This is a genomic window from Streptococcus sp. CL5.50, from assembly GCF_049738015.1.
Lineage (GTDB): Bacteria > Bacillota > Bacilli > Lactobacillales > Streptococcaceae > Streptococcus > Streptococcus mitis_CA.
On the sequence record NZ_JBKOTR010000004.1, the window covers coordinates 120254 to 133280 of the forward strand.

Sequence of the window (13027 nt, forward strand, 5' to 3'; positions counted from 1 at the left end):
ATCTATTAAAACATCTGCAAGTCTTATTTTCCAGTAAAGTATTTAACCGCCGACGCGAACAGGTGCTGGTCTTTATTTCCTGGGATGTTTTGGAAGAGACCGTCTTCATAACGTTCTGAGTGTCCCATCTTACCGATGATTTGACCATCCTTGCTAGTAATTCCTTCGATGGCATTTACAGAACCATTAGGATTGTACTTAGAGTCCATGCTTGGTTTTCCGTCAAAGTCAACGTATTGGCTGAAAATTTGTCCATTGTCACGGAGTTCCGCAAATTCCTCAGCTGTCACGACAAATTTCCCTTCACCGTGCGAAACAGGAATAGCGTGGATATCACCCACCTGCACGCCAGCCAACCATGGTGAGTTGGTATTGGCAATCCGAGTTTCTACCATCTTGGCCACGTGTTGGTTGGCATCATTGTAGAAGAGGGTTGGACTCGTACTGCTGGCATCCTCGAAGTTTCCGTATGGAAGAAGACCTGATTTGACCAAGGCCTGGAACCCATTACAGATACCAATAATCAAGCCACCACGAGCGATAAAGCTATCAATCGCTACACGCACTTTTTCATTAAGCAAAATATTGACGATAAACTTAGCTGAGCCATCTGGTTCATCCGCAGCTGAGAAACCACCGGCAAAGAAGAGAATGTTGGCCTTGTCGATATTGTCAACCATAGTTTCAACTGACTTGACAATGGCTTCTCCATTCAAGGTCGCAAATGGCACTAAGTTGACATCTGCACCTTCTTTTTCGAAGGCCTTGGCTGAATCATATTCTGAGTTGGTTCCTGGGAAGACTGGGATGTAAACCACAGGTTTTTCAACTCTTTCTTTAGCTTTGATAACTGCGTCAGAAGCGACAGCTGGAACTTCTTCCAGTTCTTTGGCTTGTGCAAATTCTGTTGGGTAAACTTCTTCCAGTTTCCCTTGGAAGGCACTGTCAAGTTTCTGTCCATCTAGCTTCACACCGTTGACAGTCAGTGTAAAATCTGCGCTCGTTTGCCCGATTTTCTCCACTCCAGCGAGTTCTTCAGGAGACGTAAAGACAAATCCGCCTAATTGAGCTGTCAAGGCTGTCTCAAGCTCAGGCAAGGTCACCTCTGCACCGATATGGTTTCCAAAGGTAGCAAGTGCCAAACTTTCAAGCACACCACCATATTTGACCGCTGATGCAGATGTCACTTTATGGTCAGCTTGGATGGCTTCAAACTGAGCAAAATTTGACTTAATTAAGTCAAAATCAATTTCTGCAGAGAGGGCTTGACCTGGGATATAGTAGACATTTTCACCAGCAGTCTTGAACTCTGGCGAAAGCACCTTACGGCTATCTGCCGTCGTCACCCCAAAAGCTACCAAGGTTGGTGGCACTGTCAATTCTTCAAAAGTACCAGACATGGAGTCCTTCCCACCAATAGATGGCAAACCAAGTTGAATTTGTGCTTCGATTGAACCTAGAAGAGCTGCTACTGGCTGACCAAAACGCTCAGCTTGTTTATCCATGCGCTCGAAATACTCTTGGTAAGAGAAACGAGCCTTAGACCAGTTGGCACCAGCAGCCACCAAACGAGCAGTTGCTTCGATCACCGCATAGGCAGCACCGTGGTATGGAGACCATTCAGCTACATATGGGTTGAATCCTTGAGCCATGACTGACGCAGTATGAGTCACACCGTGTTGAACTGGTAATTTCTGCACAGATGCCTCAGTTGGTGTGAGTTGGTGACGACCACCAAGTGGGTGATTGACCGTTGAGCGTCCAACAGAGCAGTCAAAGATAGTCTGTAATCCTTTTTGACTCGCATGGTTGAGGTCAGATAGAACCGTAAGGGTATCTGCTTCAAGTGTGTCAGCAGATGTTTGACGTTCTTCTGGAAGCTTGACATCCTTGTCCACCACCTTTGCATCAACGACCACGCGCACACCATTGGTATCAAGGAAACGACGTTCTAAGTCGACAATTGTTTCACCATTCCAGTGCATGACTAGATTTGGTTTTTCAGTAACTGTCGCAACCACAACAGCATCAATATTTTCTTTGTTACATTCTTCAACAAAAGCAGCTACGTCTTCAGGACGAACCACGACCGCCATCCGTTCTTGAGATTCAGAGATAGCAATTTCTGTTCCATTCAAGCCTTGGTATTTAAGAGGCACTTTATTAAGGTCGATTTCAAGACCGTCTGCCAATTCACCGATAGCCACACAGACACCACCAGCACCAAAATCATTTGATTTTTTGATAAGACGAGTCACATCGCCATTACGGAACAGACGTTGAATCTTGCGTTCTTCGATAGCATTCCCTTTTTGAACTTCAGCTCCAGCAGTTTCCACGGACTCAACTGTTTGAACCTTAGAAGAACCTGTCGCACCACCGACACCATCACGTCCAGTCTTACCACCAAGTAGGATAATCACATCTCCCGCTTCCGGTTTTTCACGGACCACATTTTCCTTAGGAGCCGCACCAACAACAGCACCTAGCTCCATACGCTTAGCAACGAAACCTGGGTGGAAGTATTCACGAACGTAGGTTGTTGCAAGTCCAATCTGGTTACCGTATGAAGAATAACCATGGGCCGCTGTTTTAGAAATGACTTGTTGTGGTAATTTCCCAGCACGCGTTTCCGAAATCGGTGCGGTAATATCACCCGCACCTGAGATACGCATAGCTTGGTAAACATATGAGCGACCTGACAATGGGTCACGAATGGCTCCACCGATACAAGTAGCCGCCCCACCAAATGGCTCAATCTCAGTTGGGTGATTATGGGTTTCGTTTTTAAACATGAGGAGCCATGGTTCTTTCACACCATCAACGTCCACTTCGATTTCAACTGAGCAAGCATTGATTTCGTCTGACACTTCCATATCATCCAAACGTCCATTAGCACGCTCATAACGACCGAAAATAGTCGCCATATCCATCAAGGTTTGCGGTTTTTCCGTACGTCCCAACTCATCACGCATGGCAATATACTTGTCATAGGTCGCCTGCAATTGCTTTTGGAATTTAGAAGCTGAGAAGTCGATGTGTTTCAACTCTGTCTCGAAAGTTGTGTGACGGCAGTGGTCAGACCAGTAAGTGTCCAAAACCTTGAGTTCCGTTTCAGTTGGCACGCGCCCTATTGACTTGAAGTAGTCTTGAATAAAGAGCAAATCATCCACTTCCATTGCCATGCCCTGCTCGGCCTTGTAGCGGGCAAAGTCCTCTGCTGTATAGCTTTCAAAGAAAGTTAATTTCGGAATGGTCTTATCTGACTCAGAAAATTCCTGCTTGGCAATCCTTGTCGTGATATCCTTGAAACGAGAATCAACTGGATTAAGCAGGTAGTTTTTGACCGCTTCTAACTCAGCCGCATCAATATCTTTATTAACCAAGTAAAGTTGGGCTGTATTGACTATTACATCACTCGAACTTCCCAGCAAAAGCAAGGCTTCCTGTGACGAAGCTGCACGTTGGTCAAATTGCCCTGGTAGGCTTTCAATGGCAAAGAAAGCATAGTTGGCAAGATCCGCTTGCACAGCCGCTTCGTCCAAGACATGGTCTGTCACCTGCTCAGAGAAGATGTGTTTCTCTGCAGGCGCAAACAAGTCCTCTGCCAAGTTAAAGACATCATACACTTGCACAATGCGAATGCTTTTCAAGCTTGAAAGCCCCAAGTTATGCTGGAGTTCTCTTACCAAACTCTCTGACTTGACCTGAAAATCAGCCTTTTTTTCAACAAAAATACGTTTATCCATCAATTCTTATTCCTTTATTTCAGCTCTTGCAATATCCCCAACGACCTTGAGGTTGTTATTTCAATTCCTGCAACTTTTCCCAAACAATCTCATAAACATCTGTTAATTCACCTAGACCCCTACGGAGTGAAAAGGTCTGGGGGACCTTTTCAGCCTGAGTCCTTTTAGTTGAGAGACAAAGGTTTTCCGTTGCAAACAGATTACTTCAAACCTTGCAACTTCTCCCAGACCACTTCATAAACGTCTGTTAGCTCTCCCAATCCTCTACGGAAAACATCCTTATCCATGTGGTTGCCATCTGCATCCCACAAACGGCAGTTATCTGGTGAAAATTCGTCTGCCAAGATAATCTTGCCATCCTTATCAAAACCGAACTCTAGCTTAAAGTCAATCAACTTAAGCCCAATCTCAGCAAACCAAGTTTTCAAAAGTTCATTGATTCGACGAGTTTCTTCCTTCAAGTAGGCAATCTGCTGGTCATCCGCAATCTTTAGGAATTTCACATGCTCGTCATTGATAAATGGATCATCCAAATCATCATTTTTATAGTAAAATTCGACAATCGGAGTTTCAAATGCAACACCTTCGTCTACACCAAAACGTTTTGAAAAGGAACCAGCAGTATAGTTTCGGAGCACGACTTCCAAAGGAATAATCTTAACCTTTTTATTAAGTTGTTCCGTGTCTGAAAGCTTCTCCACAAAGTGAGTCGCCACACCAGCCGCATTTAATTTCTCAAAAATAAAAGATGAGATCTGATTATTCAACACTCCCTTACCTGCAATCTGCTCCTTCTTGACACCATTGAAAGCAGTCGCCTGGTCCTTGTAAGTTGAAATAATAAGATTTTCATCCTCAGTTGTATAGATATCTTTAGCTTTTCCCGAATAGATTAATTGTTTTGACATTTTAAAGTTCGCCTTTCGTATTACTTGAGCACATTCTACCATAAAAAACCTAAAATTACAAGAATTTAACCGAATAAATAGTAGATGTGTTTCAAAAATCATAAAGAAAAAAACTGCAAGAAGAATCTTTCTCACAGTTTAAAAATCATTTAACTCTAAAAATACGAACATTACTCTTTGTTCAAAAATTGATCCAAATAATAACGTAGATAACTTTTCTTGCCCGTAATCATCTGCAGGCGACCTTCCACCCCATATCGAAGTTTTTCAGCCTGATCAGAAGTTAGATCAGTCTCCACCTCAATTTTAAAGAAATTTCCTTTCTCAGTCTTAGTGGCTGTCGCATCAATACTTGTAATAGTCGAATCTAGGAAAAGTTGATTCTTGGCATCATGAGTCGTCGTATAGCGAACAGAATCACCAATCTTGATCCTTGCTACATCTTTTGAACTAAGATAGGCTGTAAGTTTAGCTTTCCCTTCTTTCTCCAAGGACGGATAGAGTTGGGCTAGTAGGGCACCTTCTGCTACCATGTTAGAATCACTGGTCTCAGGATTAAGATGAAGCACCCCATCCTCACTCGCCGTAATTTTCCCCTTTTCTAAAAGATTTCCCTGAACCTTCTTACCCGATTCTGCCTCCAAAATTTTCTGGTCTAGAAGGGTCAATTCCTGACCAACCTTAGACAAATGTTGGGATTTAAGGGACTCTAATTGACTGCTTAAGCCTGACGCGTAGGCTTGTTGGGCACCCGAACCTGCATACTGAACACGGTAAGTAGCAAGACTAGATTCTAACTGAGAAAGCTGTGCTTCTACCTGCGAAATTGCCTGAGCCTTAGCTTGCTGATTTTCCTCGCCCTGAGACTTGTAGGACTGGTAGAGAGAGTAGGCTAGATTCTGACTGGCCAAGGAAGTGCCTGTTTCAATAGCTGACTTAGCTGTCTGGTAATCGCGAATTTTAGCCTCTGTTTGGCTGATAAGGTTGCCGATTTCAGCTTGGGTTTGACTAGCTGCTGCATTCTGGGACGCGATGGTCTCATTTTGTTGCGATGTACTAGCCCTAAGACTGCCTGCTTGACTGATGTAGTCGCGAAAGGTGGCTTGGTAGCCAAACTTATCCTCCTCTGGAAAGTAATCCGTCCCTTCTTGCAGGCTCTTTTGCAAATACTCCAATTGCTTTTTTTGATCCTTGAGCATATCCAACTGACTGGCATAAGACTCCGCTTGGACACCCTCTGCCCCTTCTTGATATTGAACCAACAGTTCTCCCTTTTTAACCAGCTTATTTTCTTCCAAATGATTGACAAGAATACGATTGTTGCTAGTTGACTGGATATTTGCAAGGATACGACTAGGCTCGACAGTAGCTCTAGTAGACAAACTCATCTCCTTCTCTGCCAAAGTTACAAAGCCAAGTAAAAACACGAGCAGAAGGGACATGGGTACAATCACCCGACTGGAAAAATTATGGTAACGTCGATTATAAAACTCCGCACTTTCTAAAAATTCTGATTTCATCCTCTCCTCTTTCTAGCTATTCACCAAATGGGCATAAAAGCCACCCCGTGCAAGCAAATCAGCATGCTTTCCTTCTTCGACAATCTTGCCCTGATCCAAGACAACAACTTTCTCTGTCCGCTCAGCAATGGTCAAGCGGTGAGCGATGAAAATCAAGGTCTTGTCTAAAGCCATAAGATTATCGACAATTCGCTTCTCTGTCAGAATATCCAAACTGCTGGTCGCCTCATCCAAAATCAAAACAGGTGCATCTGTCAAGAGAGCACGCGCCAGAGCGATTCTCTGACGTTGGCCACCTGAAATCCCTGCCCCATCCGAAGTCAATTCTGTTTGGTAATTCAGTGGCATGCGCTCAATATCCTCCCGAATCTCTGCCAATTCAACCGCCCGTAAGATATCCTCTTGAGTCGTCCCTTCCTTGGCTCCAAGGAGAAGATTCTCCAAAATCGTTCCGTTAAAGACATAAGGCTGTTGAGGCAGATAGTTGATGTACTGGCGCAAGGCCTTTTTATCAATCTGATTGAGATTGACACCACCCAGACTAATCTCTCCCTGACTTGGATCATAAAAATTAACCATCATCTTGGCCAATGTCGTCTTACCTGACCCTGAAATCCCCACAAAAGCCACCTTAGAACCCTGCGGAATAGTCAAATTGATATCCGACAAGACGTCTCGACCATAGCCATACTTATAGTAAACCTGCTTGAAAGTCATCTCTCCCTTCATCAAGCTCAGATCCCCAACTGTTTTCTTCTCCTCAAACTCAGAAGCTACCAGATAAACCTCATTCAGACGGTTATTGGCGACCTGCGCTGTCTGAAGTTTGGTTTGCAGGTTGATGATATTTTCCAAAGGATTTGTAAAGTAAACTAGCAAGGTATTATAGGTAATCAACTGCCCCAAACTCATCTTGCCATCCATGACCAGAACAGCCCCCATCCAGAGAATGCCGACATTGAGCAAGAGATGGGCAACTTTTTTCAGAGCCTTTTGCTGACTCTCTGCTCGACTATAGGTAAAGGATTTTTTCAGATAATCCACAAATTCCTTGTCAATTTTTTGGTAACGCTGACTCTCACTGGTCAAGGACTTGATAGTTTCAATACCATTGATGTCCTCAATGATAGAAGAAGACAGAACCGCATTGGCTTCCATGGTATCCCGATTCATCTTTTCAAACGGCTTCATAAAAGCAAAGATAATCACTGTGTAGATAGGTAGTGCCAATAAGGTCATGAAAAAGAGATTGGTATTTTGCGAAAATAAAACAAGGGAAATAATGACAACCGTTGACACATCTAGGAAAATCGAAAGAATGGTCGAAGCCAGCGCATCGATGATACTATTAGCATCCGTGAAACGAGACACGATTTCCCCTGTCCTGCGTGTCGCAAAAAAGGACATAGGCAGGTGAAAAACATGCTTGATATAGGACAAAATCACATCAATAGACAAGCGTTGCCCCAAAACAAGTAAGAGATACTCCTGAGCATAAGACAAGATCTGCTGGAGAATATAAACAATGACCAAACCAATAGAAATAATCCCCAGCGTCGAACGCATCTGATCTGGCACATAGGTATCAATGATAGACTGCAGATAATAAGAACCCACAATGTTAATCAAGGTCACCAAGAGGGTCGCCAAAACGATATTAGCAATCAAGCCACGCTGCTTCACTAATATAGGGATAAAAGAGAGCAGACCATTCTTTTGATCCTTATGAGGCTTATAGTCTGGACTCGGTGCCATAAAAAGAGTCACTCCTGTCCATTCTTCCGCAAAACGCTCACGTGGCAGTTTAGTCAACTTCACCCCAGGATCTGGATCAGCAATATGAATGCTATCCTTATCCTGCCCAGTCACCACATAGTAGTGGAGCAATTTCCCTTCCTTAAGCACATGGGCAACAAAAGGAAAAGTCAAATCTGGCAAGTCAAAGAGTGTCATATCCGCCTTGATCGCTCGCGTCTCAAAGCCAATCTCCTCTGCCACCTTGACCAAGCCCAAAGCCGTCGTCCCATCCATGGTCGTCTTGGCCAATTCTCGCAAGTGAGCCAAAGAATAATAGCTACCATAGTAGCCAAAAACCATGGCTAATGAAGCTACACCGCAGTCCATCTGATCCACCTGCGGACGATAGTGACGTTTCCCAAATTTCATATTCATCTCCTTTTTCCTAAACTCATCTGATAATATCTATCTTACCCCAATTCCCAAACAAAAACTGGACTTCTTCCCCAAATGCGCCTATCTACCTCCCAACTGCACTTTTGGGATAAAAAAATAGGCAGAACAAACGTCCTACCTAAAATATATATTTATTTATTTTTCTTCCCAATTCTTTTGTCAATCATGTATAAAACGATAATCGAAAACAGAGGTGGTACAATATAACTCTTTTCACTCATTGTCAGCTGAAATCCCAGAGTTGCTAGTATCTTAAAGATGAAAATATTCATTAAAAATAAAAAAACAAATACTAAAAAATATTTTAAAATCTTATTCATTTTTTTCTTCAACTCTCCTAATTTCTATACCTATTTTATCAAAAAATACATGTAAAACTCCAAATAAACAGCTCAACTACACTTTTTTGGCAAAAAATAGGCAGAACAAACGTCCTACCTACTAAAAATATGCTATTGAAAGGAAAATGATGTTTTTACTGACACCCTAGGCAAGCTTGGGACAAATAAATCATTGGTAGTAACATTTACAACATCCTATTCATTACTTCAATTACTAATGTCCCTGCTATTTCTAAGCCACCTCTGGTATAATCTATTCCTAGTCAGAATAGATAACACCGTTCTAAATTACGATTCATAGTTACTCCTTTTTTTTGATTCGTTACTATAAGACACCTATTCCCTATAGAGCGTCTACCGCTTCAAATCTATCTATTCTTTTTTTCTTTACTTCTGTATAAAAGAATGAAGACCATCATAAATAATGCAACCGTGGGTATATTAAAATTATCAAACCAAGTAGGTAAAGATACTTTATTTATGTCAGCCACTAATCTGATGATGATATAAGACATTGAACTAAGTAATACCATGATTTCAGGCAAAACTTTCAATACTGATTTAACGAATTTCATATTAAACTCCAATGTGGTGCATTCTTAGATTCTACTCTAACCATTTTCAGCGAAGACTAACAAGTCATTCTTAACTGCTCACTCTACTTGCTTTTTATTGGCCTTATATCCTAGATAAAAGAGCCCAAATAAAACAGGGTAAATTTCTGGATAAAATAGGGTATTGGTTGGATTTCTCAAAATCAAATACGTTGCGATGTAGATTATGAGCGATACGATAAAATAACCCTCAGCGAAGCCTAATAAAAATGTTTTCAAGCTAGACTCCTATTTACCTGACAAGAATGGCGGAAAAACGCTACCATTCTCATTCACAAAATCCTTTTGATTCATGTTCTTCATTTATAGTTTTGATTATTTTTTGACAAATCTTTGCGAAAAATACCAAAATATCCTGCGAAAAGCAAACCAACTAAAGTCCATTGCCAATTAAAGGATACTAACGAACCTGTACGAATCACATGAAGCGCGACATTAAGAGTTATTCCCAACAAAGGACATATCGTGGCTAATTTAGGTAACAATGTATTGAGATTAAGATTGCGACTGTTCATTATCTAACGCCCACGACGAGCCAAATCTGAACCAAATGTGTAACCAGCCCCAAATGCGCCAAATGCAATAGCACTTAGGCCAAATATAATCGAAATAGGTTCAATTCCTCCTTCAATTACTTGCAAATCTTTCTCATCAACTACTTGAAATTTATCCATTCTTTTCTCCTTTACTTCTATATAATAAAATGAATACCATTAAAAACAATGAAATTGTTGGTATATTAAAATCATCAAACCATGTAGGTAAGGGTAGCTTATTCACATCAGCTACCAACCTGATAATTGTATAAGATATTGAACTAAGTAATACCATAAGCTCAGGCCAAATCTTCAGCATTAATTTAACAAATCTCATATATAAATCCAAAATTATGGTCGATTAGCATAATATCCTGCAGCTATGCCTGCACCTGCTGAAGCTGTAGCAAGCGCAGCTACACCTCCAATTAATTTCCAACTAATAACTACACCACCAATAATAATTGGTGCAATTCCCCCATCTACATTCATCAACTCTTCTTCTGTAAGAGCTACAAAGTTCTGTTCCATTTTGTCAAAATTTGTCATCTTTTTCTCCTCTTATTCTATTTTTTCTAAATCTTATCCTCTAAAAAATGGAGTTCCAATAAATACACTACGTAACAATAGACCTGTAATTAAACCCCGTTGATAACTTTCCTTGCTACCACCCACCAGCAAGGCTAAGTCGCTTTCCTTTAATACTTCAATAGTACACTTATCATTCATTTCATTCATCGCTTATCCCCTAAAAACCTAAACCTCTACGAAATCCAACGTACCAATCTGCAAGTGTCTTCGTCCAATTTTCTCCACCTTGAATATCGGTCAATTCTTCCGAAGTCAGCTCAACAAATCCATAATAATGTTCTTTCATTATTTTATTCCTTTCTTTTTTCCCTCTCACTTATCTATTCGAAAAACAATCCGAAAATGAACAACTAAATTAAATTTTATTTAAAAAATAATTTAATGAACCACGGATACAAGATTGGTAGATACATAAACCAGGCTCCTTTCCTTTTCCTCTTACTTATCTATTCGAAAAACAATTCGAAAATAAACAACTAAATCAAATTTTATTTAAAAAATAATTTAATAAACCACGGATACAAGATTGGTAGATACATGAACTAGGCTCCTTTCCTTTTCCTCTTACTTATCTATTCGAAAAAGAAGTCAAAAAAATAAGAATATCAGAAAATTTTCCGACATTCTTATTGATAATTTGATTCAAGTCTAACAGATATTAGACATTGAGATGTTTTTTAAGGGTTCTTCTGGCTGTTCGTGATACGGGGAAGTGCAAGCCTTCTAACAAGGTCACTTCTGTGGCAGTCATCTCCTCAATAGCCTGTAAACTGACCAACGTATTGCGATTGGCATAGACAAAGTAATCTTTTTCAGCCTTAGCAGCGATATCCTTGAGACTGCCGTAAATGGTCTTGATAGAATGATTGGCATAATAGACCTTGATACGATGGGATTCCACTGAAGTTTCAAAGGCTAAAATCTCATGGTAAGGCAGAGTAAAACCCCGTCTTCCCTCAAAACTATAGGTGAAGAGACACATATTTTCCCTCTTATCCACTGCTAATACATAGTCCAAACAGCGCTCCAGCTGATAACGGTAATCCTCCTCAGACTGATCCTTGGAAATAAAATCCAAGGCAGACAAGTGGTAGCTAAAAGCTAGAGGCAAGGCCTCCGAGTGCGTAGACACAAAGACAATGCTTGTAAAAGGATCCTGCTCCCGAACCTGTTGAGCAACCTGAAAGCCCCGTTCACGCTCTCCATCAATCTCTAAATCCAATAAATAGAGCTGGTAATTGTCAAAATACTGAGAATACTTTTCAACATCTCCATAGTTTTTGGCAATATCAATCTCCAATCTTAAATTACGAGAGCGACCGATATCTAGTAAAGTCTGCTCTATCCGTCCCTGCTGGACTCTATCGTCTTCCAAAACTAAAATTCTCATTCCTCTCCCCCTCGTTTCTCATTCTTAAATGGCAATTCTAAATCTTGTCTAAAGGTCGTCTCTCCTAGTTGGGTATCTAAGTTTAAATCATAATGAAAAACCATATCCTCCAAGGTCGCTAAGCCCAGTCCACTGTGGCTTCCCTTGGTCGAATAACCCTTTTGACTGAGAATGCTGGGATTCAGTTCTTCTTTCTTACGAGTGTTTTCAATGATAAAACGAACACTCCTATCACCTGCCAACAAAGCAACCCGAATCTGCGGATTTTCAGCCTCACTGGCTGCCTCTAAGGCATTTGTAGTGAGGATAGAGAGGATACGGATAGCCTCCAACATCGGCAATGTCAGCTCTTCAACAACCCCCACCGTCTCCAAACTAAAATGAATTCCCTGCTTATCTGCCACAATCATGGCTTTGGCCAAGGTATTACGAATGGCTATGTCATGAATATTGTGAAGATTAAAGGCTGTGTAATCTGCCTTTCTCAGCTTTTCATTTGTCTTTAGAAAAACATCTTGATAAATGGTAGACACCTCAGCCATGTCTTGATTGGCTATGGCAGGCTCCATGCTGGCGACAATTCCTGCAAAATCATGACGGAAACCTCGAACTTCATCATAGAGATGACCTAGCTTATCCACTATTCCTTGCAAGGAACGATTTTCATCTTCCTGTCTCTGAATGGTTTGCTCATCACGATAAACCTGCTCCAAATGCTTGATGTAAAAGAGCCAAGAGAAAAAGAGAATGAAAATCAGGAGAGAAATGGTCGTGTCAAAACGAACATAGAAAGGATTACATCCTCCAGACATGATGGATGAAAACAGTCTGAAACCAAACAATAAGGATAAGATCCACATACTTTTCGTCACTAACGATTGAAATTTATCTAAAAATAATATATTGAGATCAATTCCCCATCGTCTTAAAATGACAACAGACAAAAACAACGAAATCAAACTAAATACAGAATTAAATCCACTATGCAAGAAATCAGATAGTTCAGAGTAGTCAAATATCAATCGTATTATAAATGTCAAAATCAAATATCGAATACTTTGATAAAACATAAATAGATAAAGGGCAAGAAAGAGAGCTTCCTTCTTCTTTTTCTTTAACACAATCCAAAATATTATATAAAAGAATAATAAATTGCCAACATGCAAGAAACTCGGAAAAACGAAG

Annotated in this window: 14 protein-coding genes and 1 pseudogene; all 15 read right to left on the reverse strand. The window is 40.8% G+C overall.

Going from position 1 to position 13027, the window contains the following annotated elements; translation table 11 throughout:
- Window positions 1-23 precede the first annotated feature (23 nt).
- A complete protein-coding gene (locus tag ACLNCV_RS03835; RefSeq protein ID WP_261126199.1) occupies window positions 24-3749 on the reverse strand; it encodes a phosphoribosylformylglycinamidine synthase in 3726 nt (1241 codons plus the stop codon).
- Window positions 3750-3804: 55 nt separating this feature from the next.
- Window positions 3805-3873 (reverse strand): annotated as a pseudogene (locus ACLNCV_RS09775) (phosphoribosylaminoimidazolesuccinocarboxamide synthase); the annotation flags it as partial.
- Window positions 3874-3949: 76 nt separating this feature from the next.
- On the reverse strand, window positions 3950-4657 hold the full coding sequence (gene purC, locus ACLNCV_RS03845; protein ID WP_192855374.1) for a phosphoribosylaminoimidazolesuccinocarboxamide synthase: 708 nt from the start codon (window positions 4655-4657) through the stop codon (window positions 3950-3952).
- A gap of 170 nt (window positions 4658-4827) precedes the next feature.
- Complete coding sequence (comB, locus tag ACLNCV_RS03850; RefSeq protein WP_153210506.1) at window positions 4828-6177, reverse strand: competence pheromone export protein ComB; 1350 nt, start codon at window positions 6175-6177, stop codon at window positions 4828-4830.
- A 12-nt stretch (window positions 6178-6189) separates the two neighbouring features.
- On the reverse strand, window positions 6190-8343 hold the full coding sequence (gene comA / locus ACLNCV_RS03855) for a peptide cleavage/export ABC transporter ComA (RefSeq protein WP_261126195.1): 2154 nt from the start codon (window positions 8341-8343) through the stop codon (window positions 6190-6192).
- A gap of 158 nt (window positions 8344-8501) precedes the next feature.
- Entirely contained in the window at window positions 8502-8690 is a 189-nt protein-coding gene (locus ACLNCV_RS03860) for a hypothetical protein (RefSeq protein ID WP_261052088.1), read from the reverse strand.
- Between the two features lie 389 nt (window positions 8691-9079).
- Complete coding sequence (locus ACLNCV_RS03865) at window positions 9080-9286, reverse strand: hypothetical protein (protein ID WP_049544737.1); 207 nt, start codon at window positions 9284-9286, stop codon at window positions 9080-9082.
- A gap of 78 nt (window positions 9287-9364) precedes the next feature.
- The gene (locus ACLNCV_RS03870; RefSeq protein WP_247947541.1) at window positions 9365-9544 is read right to left on the reverse strand and encodes a hypothetical protein; all 180 of its coding nucleotides are present in this window, start codon (window positions 9542-9544) and stop codon (window positions 9365-9367) included.
- Between the two features lie 80 nt (window positions 9545-9624).
- The gene (locus ACLNCV_RS03875) at window positions 9625-9840 is read right to left on the reverse strand and encodes a bacteriocin immunity protein (RefSeq protein ID WP_078934268.1); all 216 of its coding nucleotides are present in this window, start codon (window positions 9838-9840) and stop codon (window positions 9625-9627) included.
- A gap of 3 nt (window positions 9841-9843) precedes the next feature.
- Window positions 9844-9999 (reverse strand): smi_0061 family bacteriocin-like peptide, encoded by a 156-nt coding sequence (locus tag ACLNCV_RS03880; RefSeq protein ID WP_000357248.1) that lies wholly within the window; start codon window positions 9997-9999, stop codon window positions 9844-9846.
- A 213-nt stretch (window positions 10000-10212) separates the two neighbouring features.
- Window positions 10213-10410 (reverse strand): class IIb bacteriocin, lactobin A/cerein 7B family, encoded by a 198-nt coding sequence (locus ACLNCV_RS03885; protein WP_049502335.1) that lies wholly within the window; start codon window positions 10408-10410, stop codon window positions 10213-10215.
- 33 nt (window positions 10411-10443) lie between these two features.
- Complete coding sequence (locus ACLNCV_RS03890; protein WP_049499436.1) at window positions 10444-10599, reverse strand: hypothetical protein; 156 nt, start codon at window positions 10597-10599, stop codon at window positions 10444-10446.
- A 10-nt stretch (window positions 10600-10609) separates the two neighbouring features.
- Window positions 10610-10738, reverse strand: coding sequence for a smi_0059.1 family bacteriocin-like peptide (locus ACLNCV_RS03895; protein WP_049499438.1), 129 nt, complete (start codon window positions 10736-10738; stop codon window positions 10610-10612).
- 372 nt (window positions 10739-11110) lie between these two features.
- Window positions 11111-11842, reverse strand: coding sequence for a response regulator transcription factor (locus ACLNCV_RS03900; RefSeq protein ID WP_023947426.1), 732 nt, complete (start codon window positions 11840-11842; stop codon window positions 11111-11113).
- Entirely contained in the window at window positions 11839-12702 is an 864-nt protein-coding gene (locus ACLNCV_RS03905) for a GHKL domain-containing protein (RefSeq protein ID WP_230529162.1), read from the reverse strand. The genes ACLNCV_RS03900 and ACLNCV_RS03905 overlap by 4 nt, the downstream gene beginning before the upstream one ends.
- Window positions 12703-13027: the final 325 nt, after the last annotated feature.

Excerpts from the sequence above, each read along its gene's own strand:
- ACLNCV_RS03835 (WP_261126199.1), bottom strand. The coding sequence starts at position 3,749 with ATGGATAAACGTATTTTTGTTGAAAAAAAGGCTGATTTTCAGGTCAAG.
- purC (WP_192855374.1), bottom strand. The coding sequence starts at position 4,657 with ATGTCAAAACAATTAATCTATTCGGGAAAAGCTAAAGATATCTATACA.
- comB (WP_153210506.1), bottom strand. The coding sequence starts at position 6,177 with ATGAAATCAGAATTTTTAGAAAGTGCGGAGTTTTATAATCGACGTTAC.
- comA (WP_261126195.1), bottom strand. The coding sequence starts at position 8,343 with ATGAAATTTGGGAAACGTCACTATCGTCCGCAGGTGGATCAGATGGAC.
- ACLNCV_RS03860 (WP_261052088.1), bottom strand. The coding sequence starts at position 8,690 with ATGAATAAGATTTTAAAATATTTTTTAGTATTTGTTTTTTTATTTTTA.
- ACLNCV_RS03865 (WP_049544737.1), bottom strand. The coding sequence starts at position 9,286 with ATGAAATTCGTTAAATCAGTATTGAAAGTTTTGCCTGAAATCATGGTA.
- ACLNCV_RS03875 (WP_078934268.1), bottom strand. The coding sequence starts at position 9,840 with ATGAACAGTCGCAATCTTAATCTCAATACATTGTTACCTAAATTAGCC.
- ACLNCV_RS03880 (WP_000357248.1), bottom strand. The coding sequence starts at position 9,999 with ATGGATAAATTTCAAGTAGTTGATGAGAAAGATTTGCAAGTAATTGAA.
- ACLNCV_RS03885 (WP_049502335.1), bottom strand. The coding sequence starts at position 10,410 with ATGACAAATTTTGACAAAATGGAACAGAACTTTGTAGCTCTTACAGAA.
- ACLNCV_RS03890 (WP_049499436.1), bottom strand. The coding sequence starts at position 10,599 with ATGAATGAAATGAATGATAAGTGTACTATTGAAGTATTAAAGGAAAGC.
- ACLNCV_RS03895 (WP_049499438.1), bottom strand. The coding sequence starts at position 10,738 with ATGAAAGAACATTATTATGGATTTGTTGAGCTGACTTCGGAAGAATTG.
- ACLNCV_RS03900 (WP_023947426.1), bottom strand. The coding sequence starts at position 11,842 with ATGAGAATTTTAGTTTTGGAAGACGATAGAGTCCAGCAGGGACGGATA.
- ACLNCV_RS03905 (WP_230529162.1), bottom strand. The coding sequence starts at position 12,702 with ATGTGGATCTTATCCTTATTGTTTGGTTTCAGACTGTTTTCATCCATC.